Annotated in this window: 8 protein-coding genes, 1 other RNA gene and 2 pseudogenes; 2 read left to right on the forward strand and 9 right to left on the reverse strand. The window is 62.4% G+C overall.

The genetic code is table 11. From position 1 onward, the window contains the following. Positions 1-173 precede the first annotated feature (173 nt). Positions 174-973: pseudogene (locus tag ABC766_RS16235) on the forward strand (IS630 family transposase); the annotation flags it as partial. A gap of 435 nt (positions 974-1,408) precedes the next feature. On the opposite strand, the gene ABC766_RS16240 reads toward ABC766_RS16235, so the two are convergent. The 9 genes and pseudogenes from ABC766_RS16240 to ABC766_RS16280 form a co-directional block, all read right to left on the reverse strand. After that, on the reverse strand, positions 1,409-2,638 hold the full coding sequence (locus ABC766_RS16240; protein ID WP_345818979.1) for a tyrosine-type recombinase/integrase: 1,230 nt from the start codon (positions 2,636-2,638) through the stop codon (positions 1,409-1,411). Then, positions 2,635-4,773: an AAA family ATPase gene (locus ABC766_RS16245; RefSeq protein ID WP_345818981.1), complete on the reverse strand. Its 2,139-nt coding sequence runs from the start codon at positions 4,771-4,773 to the stop codon at positions 2,635-2,637. Before ABC766_RS16245 ends, ABC766_RS16240 begins: the two co-directional genes overlap by 4 nt. Beyond that, positions 4,767-5,171 (reverse strand): hypothetical protein, encoded by a 405-nt coding sequence (locus ABC766_RS16250; RefSeq protein ID WP_345818982.1) that lies wholly within the window; start codon positions 5,169-5,171, stop codon positions 4,767-4,769. The genes ABC766_RS16245 and ABC766_RS16250 overlap by 7 nt, the downstream gene beginning before the upstream one ends. A 4-nt stretch (positions 5,172-5,175) precedes the next feature. Beyond that, on the reverse strand, positions 5,176-5,661 hold the full coding sequence (locus tag ABC766_RS16255) for a hypothetical protein (RefSeq protein ID WP_345818985.1): 486 nt from the start codon (positions 5,659-5,661) through the stop codon (positions 5,176-5,178). A gap of 2 nt (positions 5,662-5,663) precedes the next feature. Further along, positions 5,664-7,634: a hypothetical protein gene (locus ABC766_RS16260; RefSeq protein ID WP_345818986.1), complete on the reverse strand. Its 1,971-nt coding sequence runs from the start codon at positions 7,632-7,634 to the stop codon at positions 5,664-5,666. After that, positions 7,628-9,631 (reverse strand): hypothetical protein, encoded by a 2,004-nt coding sequence (locus tag ABC766_RS16265; RefSeq protein WP_345818988.1) that lies wholly within the window; start codon positions 9,629-9,631, stop codon positions 7,628-7,630. The genes ABC766_RS16260 and ABC766_RS16265 overlap by 7 nt, the downstream gene beginning before the upstream one ends. Positions 9,632-10,035: 404 nt before the next feature. Further along, a complete protein-coding gene (locus ABC766_RS16270; protein WP_345818990.1) occupies positions 10,036-10,881 on the reverse strand; it encodes a thymidylate synthase in 846 nt (281 codons plus the stop codon). 640 nt (positions 10,882-11,521) lie between these two features. Beyond that, positions 11,522-12,049: pseudogene (gene thyA / locus ABC766_RS16275) on the reverse strand (thymidylate synthase); the annotation flags it as partial. A gap of 77 nt (positions 12,050-12,126) precedes the next feature. Next, positions 12,127-12,981, reverse strand: coding sequence for a type II CAAX endopeptidase family protein (locus tag ABC766_RS16280; protein WP_345818992.1), 855 nt, complete (start codon positions 12,979-12,981; stop codon positions 12,127-12,129). Here ABC766_RS16280 and ssrA point away from each other — a divergent pair. Then, positions 12,973-13,354, forward strand: a transfer-messenger RNA (tmRNA) gene (ssrA, locus tag ABC766_RS16285). The genes ABC766_RS16280 and ssrA overlap by 9 nt on opposite strands. The last annotated feature ends 25 nt before the right edge of the window (positions 13,355-13,379 follow it).

Raw genomic sequence — 13,379 nt, forward strand, 5'->3', positions numbered from 1 at the left:
CCTTGACCGGCACGACTCTGCCGGCGCACACAACAACCGTCAGTGAGAGAGGCAGTCGCGTCGCCGATCGAGCCCGTCCTGGGGGCGTCCTCGGCCATCACGAACGCCGGAACCGATGATCACCATCGGCCGGAACAGCCCATCACCTTCACCGGAATACGCAGGTGGCAGCGCGGGTGGTGACTTTGACGCAAGGAGAGCCACCCGGCGAGACCACGCATTGGACGGCTGCTGCCATGGCCAAGGCCGCATTCATCAGCGTCTCGTCGGTGCAGCGGATCTGGCGCGGACACGGCCTGCAGCCGCACCGGGTCCGGCAGTTCAAGCTCTCCACCGACCCGGCCTTCGCCGCCAAATTGCGCGATGTGGTCGGGCTCTACGTCGATCCACCGGCCCATGCCGTGGTGCTCTCTGTCGACGAGAAGAGCCAGATCCAGGCACTCGCTCGCACGCAGGCCCCGTTGCCCATGAAGGCCGGGTCAGCCGACGACGCACACCCATGACGACAAGCGCCACGGCACGACGACCTTGTTTGCCGCCCTCGACGTAATGGAGGGCAAGGTGATCGGCCGCTGCATGCAGCGCCACCGGCACCAGGAGTTCATCCACTTTCTCAACGCAGTCGAGGCGGCGGTCCCGGCCGGAAAGGTCGTCCACGCGATCTTGGACAACTATGCCGTCCACAAGCACCCGAAGGTCCGCGCCTGGCTCGACCGACAGGCGCGGCTTCACCTTCCATTTCACCCCCACCTCCGCCTCCTGGCTCAACGCCGTCGAGGGCTTCTTCGCCAAGCTCGCGAAGCGCCGGCTGCGACGGGGCGTGTTCGGATCACTGGTCGAGGTCCAGACCGCCATCAAACGCTTCATCGCCGAGAACAACGGGGAACCGAAGCCCTTCGTCTGGACCGCAGATCCAGATCGCATCATCCAGGCCGCCAAACGCGGACACCAAGCGTTAGACTCGCACCACTAGAACGGGTCGATTGGAAGGCTGCGGCGAGGTGACGGGCAGCGGTGACGCTCCCTAGAGTTATGCTAGATCACTCCCAAGGTGACCGCGACGCTCAGGCTCCTCGATCCCGGCTCTGTAGCAGCCAGAATGGTACGCAAGCGCGTGACCGGTCCAGTGCCGCCGCGGCACGCGCTGCAACTCGGCGCGCCCGGGCCCGCTGAGATCCAGGGCGATCACTCTTTAGTCCACGCCACATTGCGTACCTCCTACCTCGGAGTCCGCTACTCGACGTCCTCTCGCGAAGGCGCGAACAAACCTCTCCCGCAGCTCATTCGCGAGCGCGCCACCGCCCGTCTCGCCGAGGGATCGGCTGACGTAAACGCATCTTGAAGTGTGACTAGCGGCCGAATGGCCCTCCTCAGTCGCGAGATCCGAGTGTGCCCTATGCCGCTCCAACTATCGTGTTTTCTCACGTGACAGATTTTTCCTGGAAAATTCGGCCTTCAGAACGTCGCGGCGTCGCTCCAGAAGTGCGATATCTTGTTCCAATGCTCGCTTGTACTCGCCTTTTTCAGTGGCAATCCTGTTCTTCATGGCGGAATGCAGGTATGGTTGCAGACTGCTTGGATGATTATGCCCAGCGGCCTCCGCGGCTCGGAGTAGGATACTCTGGCTGTCGATGTGATCGGCACGCGTCGCGTCGGACCTGCTGAAGGCCTCGACCAGACGCGTCAAGAAGACCGCCCGCAAGCGATGCCCGGACGCGTCTCGGACGCCGGCACGCCGGAACGTACATGTCCAGAGGTTGCTCAGAGAGCCTTCGGCCAGTGCGGCTCCTCGCTCGGTCAAAAATATCGCGTCCGGAGCTCGGCCGCCAAATCTCTCATGACATTTTGCTAGCAGCTTGCGGCGATCTAGCTCAATATAATCCCGTGTTAGCGCCATCAGCGATGGTGGCACTGCAATCTTTCTGGTCTTTCGACCCTTGCCCGTGACGGAAAGTGTGAAAGTCTTTTCCTCCGCCTCATGCCGATCGATCTGGTCCCAAGAGGGGATCATGGATACAACCAGAGACAGAACTTCCGCACGCCGCAAGCCCGCGAATTCGGCCCAGGACATGATCAGTGTGTTGCGGACCGCATGCCGGAACCCAGCACTCACCTGATGAAGGCGGGTTATCTCTGTGTCCGTTGGCGTGTGTCGGAACGGCTTTCGAACAGTCTTGAATAGGAGTGTAGATTTGAGCCGCACGACGCCGCGGCGGTCTCGGGAGGAGCTCGACGAGATCCTATAACGGCATCCTTGCAGGGGTTCAGCCGGTGCGACCAGGGCTTGGATCAAGCCCCGCTCTTGCGCCCATACGTAGAAGCCGAAGATTTGCCCGATATAATCGTTTGCGACCTGCTTCGAGGTACCTCTGGCGAGTAGATCGTTTCGAAATGCGATCAACAGGTAGTCACTCGCGACCTTCCAATCCACCTTTCTGGAAGAGAGATAATACCACCAAGAACGGAGTTTCTTGGCGTACTCGTAGACGCTTGACGGGGCCTTTCCACGATGGACCGCAAGTACGCGCAGGTAGTCGGAGATTGGTTCGATGACCTCTCCACGTCGGTCGAGGACCAAGGGGAGAGCTGGATAGGCTTTGTTGGCGATCCAGCATCGCCCGTCGCTCAAGAGAATCATGGTAACGCCTTCTGTCGAAGCAGATGCCGGAGGCCTATGCGACGTCCGAACGCGCGGGGCTGTGCGGCTGTGGCGACAGTTGCGGCGCGTAAGTCACCCACGAACACCACCTGTTCGATGCCCCTCGTCGCGGCCGTGTAGATCATCGTCCGGTCCAGGATGCGCGATGGCATGACGGGTACGACAACGCGACCGAACTCGCTGCCTTGGGCCTTGTGGACGGTGATGGCATAAGCGTGGTCGAGATGGTGGAGGTCTGCGGCGAACAGCGGAACGCGTCGATCGTCGAAGTCCGCGATGCAGCAGGCTGCTTGGCCGTCCGCCGGCTCGTCACCTTCGACAGCGACGATCCGGCCGAGCATTCCATTCAGAAGACCGCGATCCCAATCATTCCGCGTGCAGATGACCCGGTCGCCGACGCAAAATCCCGTGTTGATCAACCGCCCCTCTTCGGTGCTGAACACCGGTTGCGCGTGCGAACAATATTTTCGATGTAGGTGCTGGTTGAGGCCGAACGTCCCCCATGGACGGTCTGCCCTCGTCGCGCAGAGGACCTGCACGTCGGCGGTGGGGTCATTTCCTCCGAGCGCCGCATGGATGTCAGCGACAATCTGGGCGATGTGTTTCGGGCTACATGGCAGGACACTGGCTCCAGGCCCCAATCCGTCAAATTGGGGGAGGTCCGGCCAGGTGCCAGAGCGGATGGCGCGACTGGTGACCGGAATGCCAGATTGCTCCGATTGCCTGAAGATCCGCGTGAGATGAACTGCCGGGATGGCTGCATGTTCGGCGAGGATGTGGAAGACCAAGCCGGGGCCGATCGGGGGAAGCTGGTGAGGATCGCCGACCAAGACGAGGCGAACCTGTTCGGGAAGGCGCTGGAACAGGCGGTAGCTCGTCGGAACGTCGAGCATCGATGCTTCGTCGACGATGAGGTGGGTGGCATCCGCGTGATCATCCGGCGCGACGTTCTGGAAGTAGCCGGCAATCGTCATCGCCGGTCGGCCGGTCGCCTCCTGCATGCGGCGCGCAGCCCGCGCGGATAGGGCCATTTGCAGGACCTTGCCACCATCCCGCTCGATCAAGGCGTGGAGCACCCGGAGCGTCGCCGTTTTGCCGGTGCCAGCACCGCCTGTGATAACCGACAGCGCGGCCCCATAGGCCATGTCGACGGCCTCGCGCTGTTCGACTGAGAGTTTTTCTGCGAGGCTCCCCGACGCACCTGGTACGGCGACGCCCTGGCATTCAGGAATGCGCCGCCTAACGGCCTCAGCGATGGCAGCCTCCATGATCCTGGCGCCGCGCGTCTGGAACAGATCACCGGTCTGGACGAACCCGCCGGCGGCGTAGACGCTGCGCAATGCGCGTCGGCCAAGCTCTTGTGATCCCAGGAGGTCGGCGACCTCCCCCAGAAGATCGTCGGCAGTGGCCGCGGTATCCTTCGCCTCATAGCGGCGATAAAGCGCTTCGATGGTGGCCGCGTGCAGCCGACGTGGATCGGCCCGATCGATGCGCATTCGCCCGACCGCAAGGTTGTCGACGATGTTCCAAGATTGTGAGAACGCGAGCAGCCTGTAGGGATCTGCCTCGAGCGCCCGTATGGCGCTCCGACCGAAGAAGCTGATGACCTTCGATCCAAGGCGCGCTGGAATCTGCCGCTCGTCGAGCCAGCGGATGACGTCGCCAACATCGAACTGCGCCCAGGCCGAAACCAAGACCTCGGCGCGCGACCGAGAGAGGTCGCCCTCGACCTCGAGCCTCGCGACGTCTCCTTCCGCGAGAAGCCGATACAATTCGCCCCCGAATCGGTCCCAGAGCCGCTGTGCAGCCACAGAGCCGACACCTTTGAAGGCGGGATTGCGGACCAGTGCCGTCACAAGATTTGCCCCAAACGGCCGGCGGGCAATCAGGCGTTTAACTTTGACCTGTCTTTCATCCTTGTAGGTGACCTCTGCACCTTCAACGTCGTAGATATTGCCAGGTTGGATTTGTCCGACCTCGTCGTTGACCCCGTAGGGCACAGCACACACGACCTGTTCACCGGAAGCAGCACCGTCGGCGGAAAGTGCATCCCCCACAAGGATGGTCCCCCCGATGCCCTCGTATCGGAGGTGGCGCACCTGAACCGTCACCATGGGAGGCGTCCCGTCGTAGGAAGCTCGTCCAGCAGCCACTTGCTCTGCCGAAGGCGGTCCTTCAGGTCACGGTTCTCGGCCTGGACCGACGCCAAGCGCTGCTCGAGCTGTTCGATACGCCTGTCCTTCTCGACTTCTCTTGGATCACGGCGGCCTGGTTTCCGAACTTCGGCGACATCCGGTCGATCGCCCTGCTCGAACCGCTCCATGATCGCTGCCACGGCAGGATTTTGTTGGAAGACGCTCCTCGAAAAACCGAGAGCTTCGGCAATCTTGCTTCGATTGGGACGTCCGTTCGCCATCGGGATCGCGTTTGATCGGCTTGCGGCCTCGAGGTAGGCCTCGAGCCGCTCGGCGTTGCACTGGCCCAGTTCGCGCTTCGACCTGTTTTCGCTCACGCCATCACTCCTTCCGTCTCAGGGGAACGACGTCGGCAAGCAGCCGCTTGAGACGGGCATTCTCCGCCTCGAGCTCCCCGATCCGGGCGGCTTGGGATGCGCAGTCGTCCTCCAGTTCGGACGCGCGCTCCCTGGCCATGTGCCAGGCTCCGGCAAGCTTCCCCATCCGTTCGCGCGCCTCCGCGAGTTCCGCATCCAGCCGGGCGAGCCGCTCACCCTTCTTCTCGGCCCTGCGTTCCACCACGCGCAGTCGGCCGAGGTAATCGAGCGCTTCCTTCACGAGCTCGCCGTGAGGACCCTTCGTTGACACCGCATTCGGGGATCCGATCGCTTCCAGCCCGAGCCCGGCATCTGTCCACGACGCGAGTTGCCGTATGCTCTTTGGCGCCCTGTCCCGCTGCTCCGGAGGCATGCCCTCCAGCGCCCATCGGCGAAGCACTGCGATCTTACACGCGAGCTTTTCGCGGGTTCGGTTCACGTTGCTGGCCATAGTCAATCGCTGCCTACCAGCCGTTCGAGCGAGCGGTTGCGTTCTGCGGCCGCTTCGCGAATGATCGCGGGAACACGCTGGTCCGCGATGATCTCTGCGTTCGTGGTCAATTCCCGCCTGAGCAGGGCCGCATGTTCCGACCCGATCGCGGCGAAGGGGCACCCGGAGCAGGCATCGGCCGTGATCCCAGCTGTGTCAGGCCCGACCCCGGGCTCCGCGCGGCAGGCTGCCGATGAGGTTTCCCGGTCCGTCGGGCAGGCACAGAAGGCGTAGGGCGTCGGCTTGAAGATGACGCCGGTGCGCTGGATAAGCCGCTCGATCCGACCACTGATGCGCTCGCGGTCGAGGAGGACGATCTTGCGCGCGAGATCGGCGATGCGATCGCCCGCTTGCCCCTGCAAGGTGCGCCCACGCATGACGACGTCCGTCAGGACTTCATGGGTGAAGTAGCGGCCGGTATCGGCCATGATTGCGCCGGCTTCCGCCTCTCGGAGATAGCGCTCCGTCATGTCGAGGTTCGTGTGCCGAAGGTGATGCGCCAGCGAAGGGAGGTCTCCGAGGCTCCACTGCCAGAAATAGACAAGAGCGAAGAACCGACGGAACTGATGTGGCGTAAAATGCCACTTAGAACCATCTGGCAGCAGCGGGACCTTCGCATACGTCGCGAAGTCGTCGAGCGCCTCGAGGTTGATCCGATAGCTTGTTCCAGGTTTTGCGCCACAAAAGCGATCGAGGATGCGACGCTCAGACGGCTGCAACGGGGTCGTGTTCAGGCGCTCCAGTCTGTCGACGGCAGCCCGGACGATCTCTGGACAGGGTGTTCGCCCAACTTCCTGCAGCGTTTTCGCGATGTAGCTCGTGAGCCAGAGGCCTTCCGCGTCCTCGGAGACCGCTCCAGCTTCAAGCGTGATCACCTCGACCCGGCGCCGAGCCGTGAAAGCGAAAATGACAACGTACGCCGCGATCCCAACGAAGCGGAGAGCGTCGTTCAAGGAGATATCTGGCAGGTTCGGCACCCCGACGAGCTTGCCCCCGCGGTAAGCGCGCTGTCTCGCCTTCAAAACCTCATCGGAGATGTCGACGACCCAACGGATGGACTGATCGATGAGGTGCAAGGCTTGCTGGGCGGGAACCGTCGGCGTCCGGCCGACAATATCGCCGAGCCGGTGCGCTGTTGCCGAGGCACCGTCCTTAAAAGGCAAGAACGTGATCGTATCGCCTTCGATGCGTCTTCGCATGCGGTAGATGTCTTCAAGCGGCCGAAGGATGCGACGCATCGCTTCTGCCTTCAGAACCTCCCGCTCCGGCAGCCCTTCGTTCAAGAAGCGACGTCGGCTCACTGGCACTCGCAAGCCGAGCCTCTGGCTTTGCCGAGCGATGACCCAAGCGATCCGACCCTCCTTCTGGACGGCGGGGGTTATCCCGGCTGCCTTGAGGAGCGCGGAAACGTCGAAGGTTCGCTTGGCGTAGCCCGTCTTGCGCGTCAGCAGGCGGACGGTGTCTTCGTCGATGGTCTGGAGAAAACCGCCCAGGCGATTGGCCGCGTCAGTGACCGCCTCAATCCCGTAGGGAGCATCCCTCAGGAAGATCCGGATGTCCGACGTCTTGAGTTGCGAGAAGCGCCGGATGTGATTTCTCCGCATCCAACCAAGCGTGTACATCAGGCTGTGAACGAGCTGCGCTTGGACCGATGCATGGCTCGTGCACTCGTACGGGCCTTGCCTGACCTCGCGAGCGTAAGCCTTGACAGTCGCGAGTACGTCGCGGTTCTCGGGATCGGTCAGCGTCGTACCGTCCGCGAACGGGCACGCAAAGTCGATGGTTACGCGTCGTCCGGAGGCGTCTGTGACGACCCACTCGTCGGCGCGGTAGTCCGAGAGCAGCCAAGAGGCCCGAAACGATTTCAGGTCAGCAACGTCTGCAGGTCGCAACCGCTCGTGCAGGGGCTGGGCGGAATTTCCTGAGCTCACCACGGCGCGGGCTCATGCTGCTTCTGGAACTTGCGTCGCGCAACAATCTGTTCGGCCTCAACCAAGACACGCGCGTGAGGACCACGCTCGAGCCCACTGAGGACCACGATTGCAAACGCGAGTGAGGGAGCCCAAACCGCGTTCCACCTCTCCGGCCGCCTCTGCTTCCAGTCTTCCTGTACCGCGACTAGGACCGCCTTCCACTGCAGCAGGTCCGCCACCGTTTCGGCATGAGCCACGACGATCATGTGCGAGCAGCCGATGCAACTCTCAGCCTCGGTGCACTCCCCTGCCGCGTTGGCTCGCCGCCCCGGCATATGGCGGTCGATGCACGAGGTGCCGAGGCCGTTGCGGTTCGCTTCGACAAGAAGGCTGCGCGCCGTTTCCGGATCGATACCCAATTTTGCCGCAGCGCCAGGAATATCCTCGATCAAGACTGCCTGGAATTGCTTTTGAAAAGTCCTGATTTTGTACTCGTGAAGCAACCGAACCGGATATCTTTGTGTATACCCTGCAGTCACAGTATGCGAGCCATGGTCCGCGATCAGCTTCGCACGAGCTGTCCCACCTTGATGGCTCAGAGACTCTTTCAGAAGCACAGAAGTCCTAATCATACTTGGTGTTGACGGCGCCAATCTGGCAGCACATACCATGTTCTTGTACAGAAGCGTCGCCATTTGCTGATTTATTGGCCCGACACGATTTTTCCGCCTCCTCATGATGAAGATTTTGTCGTCTTTCATTTCTGGACCGGACCGTAGAGGTCGCGTCATTCGCAGCACAATATCAATCGCTTCCGGCGTAGATATGCGCTGACCTCTCGCTTGATCAGCTTGCCGCGGGAGATCGCAATAGACAATTTTGCCAGCCGCGCGGTCCTTTGATCCAAAGTACTGAACATACCCCTTGATCGCGGACTTTCGAATACTACCTTTGGTCATCGCCATCGCGGTTCCAAGGTTAGCCCCGGTATCGCACATGAAAACCGTTAGCGCCGCCGCGACGGCCTGCCTCCCAGCAGACAGATACCCTTGGATTACATCGTACCCTCCATATCGATTGTACTGCCCCTGATAGAACTGTCCTAGCTCATCCTGAGGAACGCTAGGGATCATAGCGCCCCATCGATAAGCTAGAAATGTGAGAAACTTTCCCAGCGCAAGATCGGGTTGACTTCGCGGAAATATAGAGCTCACTCCTTGGGCGCGCTCTCTAAGTATCTTACTAAGTCCGCGAATGGCGTCATCGATTTGGGCACCGGAGCACTGGCATTCATTCATAAGCTGCTGACCTCGCTCCCAGTGCGCCAGCGCATCCAAGAGAACATCTTCGGCAATTTTTCGGACCGCATCCAAGCGGCGCTCATTCAACTGTCGAAGGACCTCGATGCGACCTTCCAAGAGCCCTCCCTGTTTCACCTCCTCCAGTTCAAGCGCGGCCTTGAAGTCTTCTTCTTCCGACTTAATCAGCTCAGCATTGCTGCGCGGCCCCGCCTGCTGCGCGAGCGGTGGCTCAACGAGAGTTGGGCGATGCTTGATGTTCTTCCGGTAGTTCCTCGGTTTGGTCAGGCGCGCGACAGGGGGAACGATCTGAAGTGCGGCCAAGTCGTGCAGCACTGAATTGGCAACGTGTATCCGGCCAGCCACCCCGTTCGGCGCTTTGGACGTGTCCGCAACGATCTTGTCGCGCCACCGCCACAGCGCCGCCTCCAACGCGCGCGCCTCGAGCTTTCCAGCACGCACCTGGCCGACGATTTCATCGTCGGCAGAGAGTTCTTCGAGCACGTTCGTGCAAATGTTATAACGTTGCTTCGCATTCGCAAAAATTTCCGCGGTCTGCGCGAACCCCGCCGCGAGACGTTGTACGAAATCGGCCCCGAAGCGGTCTGCGAACCCGCGGAAATCGAACCTTCTCTTATGTCGATGAACATATGGGCATAGGCCACGCTCATCAAGGCGGACCGTGAGCTCTGCCTCGAGCCCGCTCAGGAAGTCACTCACCCCCGGGCTGTTACAAGCTCCCATACGCCAACGAAGCTCACGCGCGATCGCCGCCCGATCGATGCGGTGAGGCCGTCCTGGCAGCGTCGGCAATGCACCCTCTCGCGCTCGAGCCATAAGGCCGGACCGCAGATCCTCGGACAACGCATATTTTAGGCCGCGGGTGTAAACGGCAGGATCGATCTGACGATCATAGCTTTCCAGGAGCGCCCGAAGCTCAGCGCGGCCGTGAAGCACTCCGTGCGACAACCCGAGCTGATCCCGCACCATCGCACGCGAGACAGTCGGCGTACCGTCGGGCCGCCATGACACCGGCAGCGATTTCTGGACAAATCTATCCTCTAGGAAGGTCGCCAACTGACGCTCGATTGAACGCCAATCCTTTCTCGGCCCTGGAACGAACCTCATACCGCCACCGGTATCTTGATAGACGCTGCAGGATTATAGCCTTCCAGAACGAAATCGTTCAGGCTGTAGTCGAACACCGTATCAGGCTTCCGCCGCAAGCGTAATGTGGGAAAATGCGTAGGCTGACGTGAAAGCTGCTCTTTTACCGCGCCGAACTGGTTCAGATATATGTGTGCATCACCGATCATCCAGATAAAGTCGGCAACGCCCAAATCACATTGATCAGCGATGAGATGCGTTAGCAAGGAATATTGTGCAATGTTAAACGGCCCACCAACCGCGAGATCCGACGATCGCTGGAATAATGCACAGCTCAGGCGTCCGCCCGCGACGTAGAACTGGAACATCGCATGGCAGGATGCCAGGGCCGCATGCCCGGCCTCGACATTCTGCTGCGGTCCGATTCGTTCGTCTGGCAGCACGGCGGGGTTCCAAGCCGTCACGAGGTGTCGACGGCTCTCGGGTCGCTCCCGGATTTGCTGGACGACCTCCGCGATCTGATCGATGACGTTGCCATCTGGCGTCCGCCATGTCCGCCACTGAGCCCCGTAGATAGGCCCGAGATCACCATCCTCGGTCGCCCATTGATCCCAGATGCCAACCCCATGTTCCTTGAGGAACCGCGTGTTCGTATCGCCCTTGAGGAGCCAGAGGAGCTCGACGGCGATCCCCTTGAAGAACACCCGCTTGGTCGTGATCAGCGGGAAGCCACGTCTCAGATCAAAGCGTAGTTGCGCCCCGAAGATGGAGCGTGTGCCTGTTCCGGTCCGGTCGCCTCGCTCAACCCCATGAGCCATAACGTGGGCGAGGAGATCCAGATAGGCTTGCTCTTGATCATTCATCGGCGGCTCCGTCGGGACACCTGCTTGACCCACTTGCGTCAGATTGTCGCACAAATTAGGCCTCTACATCAGAGCTCCCCGCGCTGGTGGCTCTAGCCGTGCCGTACTGCGAGCATACCCTAGGCAACGGTTGAAGGCCCTTCCAAAACCAGCCGCCACAGTCGGCCACACTACATTTTTTTGATCCATCGCGTTGGTGCATGCTGGTCACGTGCACAGGCACCGCGGACACCTCGTTGGATCCCCGCCCGATAGTTCGAGGCAGCGCTCGTGCGACATCCAGCTGAGCTTCGCACCGGCGTGCCGCCCCAACACCGGGCGTCCCGGACTGAAACGATGGTACGATACGCACTCTGGCCGGGCACCATCGCGAAAGCTCATTTCTGCAGCTTCGACGCCGCGGCCGATGCCGCATCCAGCTTGCCGGCTTTCTCCTAAGGGTGGGCCAGTCTTAACGAAACGCGCAGTCAGGCTTCGCCGTCAATATGGATGTCATCCGCGGGAGCTCGCCGCCTTCGTCGAACACCGCCTGTGCGTTTCATCGGGACGATAAGCGATAGCGCTATCGCACTCGCCAAGCCAAAAATCTCTTATCTGGCAAATCGATCAATCACGCATAGCACGGGTTTCCGTGGGCAAAGAAGGTCACGCCCAGGAAGGCGTCCGCCGAGCGCTGGTAGAGCTGGCAGGAGAGCCGCCCCTCGCTCACGTAGAACTGGAACAGGCAGTGGCAGGGGGCGAGCGCCATCCGGTCGAGGTCGGCCGGGTTCCAGGCCGAGACGATCAGGCGGCGGGAATCGGGGTTGCGCCGGATCTCGTCGAGCACCCAGGCGATCTGGTCGACGGTGCCGCCGCCGGGCTTCTCCCAGGAGCGCCACTGCTTGCCGTAGACCGGCCCGAGATCGCCGTGCGCGTCGGCCCACTCGTCCCAGATCGTCACGCCGTTGGCTTGGAGCGCGGCCACGTTGGTATCGCCCGTCAGGAACCAGAGCAGCTCGTGGATGATCGAGCGCAGGTGCAGCCGCTTCGTGGTGACCAGCGGGAAGCCGGCCGACAGGTCGAAGCGCATCTGGTGGCCGAACACCGAGAGCGTGCCGGTGCCGGTGCGGTCGTCCTTGGCCACGCCCTCGTCGAGGATGCGCCGGAGCAGGTCCTGATAAGCGTCCATCGGTCATTCCTGCGCGCCGACGCGACGGCGGGCAAGCGCGCCGCCGACATCTGTCCACCGCCGTCACCAGCTGGCGGTCAGGCCGGCCAGAGCAGGTAGGTCACGAGGGCGAGGTTCGACCAGCCGTGCAGGGCGATCCCGGGCCAGAGCCGGCCGGTCCGCCAGCGCAGCCAGCCGAGCGCCAGGGCGAGCGGCAGCAGGGAGACCGGCCGGGCGAGCCCCCAGGAGGAGATGTGGGCGGCGGCGAAGATGACCGCCGTGACCAGGATCGCCCCCGCCGGCCCCAGCACCGCCCGGGCACGGGCGAAAGCCTCGCCGCGCAGCAGCAGCTCCTCGGCCACGGGCGCCAGGATCGCCAGATAGGCGAGCCACGCCGCCACCGCGGCCTGGCTCATGAACGGGGACAGCCGCACGTGCTGGCCGAAGCTGGCACCGAACAGTTCCGCGGTGCCGGTGACCCAGGCGATGTGCAGAACCGGCCAGACGAGGAGGAGCCCCAGCAGGGCGACGGGCCGCATCCCGTTCGGGCGCTCGCGGTCGAGGGCGAGGCGGCGGCGCCAGCCGGTCCGGTCGCGCCACCAGGCCGCACCCACCACCAGAACGGCGAGGAACACCTGACGCAGGACGTCCGTGGCGAAGGCACGGTGGGTCAGCTCCACCGCACCGAGGAACGGGCGCCGCTCCGGCGGCAGGAACGGATCGATCCCGCTCCACAGATCGAACCCGACGCGCACGACCGCCAGCGCGAGCAGGCTCGCGGCGCCGAGATAGAAGACGACGAGCGCGACCAGCCCGCCGAGATGCCAGGTCGCCGACCAGATGCCGGGACGAGGGGCGTCGGCCGCCGCGCCGGAAGACGACTGCGCGCTTCCGGCAACAGCCTCACCCGGAGGCTCCAAATGAGACGGCGGCGCGACACGATCGGGCTTCAAAACCGGACCGATCCCCTCTATATCTTGGGAGCCGGTCGCGAGGCCGGCTATGGCGATAAACGTTCTTCGCAATAAACCTATCGGACCCGGGGGCGGTACCCGGCGCCTCCACCCGAGCCCAGGACATGCTGCCGCAAGGCGCGTGATCTCAGCCTGGGCTTTGGCGGGGGCGAAATAGGATCGACGAGGGCGTAAAGGTTGGACTTTCGCTCGGCATGGTTCCGCCGTTATCGGGCCTTTGCAATAGTTGCCAACGACAACTTTGCTCCGGTGGCGGTGGCCGCGTAAGCGGTCCCCAATACCGACCTAAAGTCCTAGCGGGTAGCACCGCATAGGCGGGGTTCGGAGGCACCTGGCAACAGAAGCCTCCACTTCCAATCCTCGGTCCAGCCATCCGC

Origin of the sequence: Methylobacterium fujisawaense (assembly GCF_039619325.1) — a bacterium.
GTDB classification, from domain to species: domain Bacteria; phylum Pseudomonadota; class Alphaproteobacteria; order Rhizobiales; family Beijerinckiaceae; genus Methylobacterium; species Methylobacterium fujisawaense.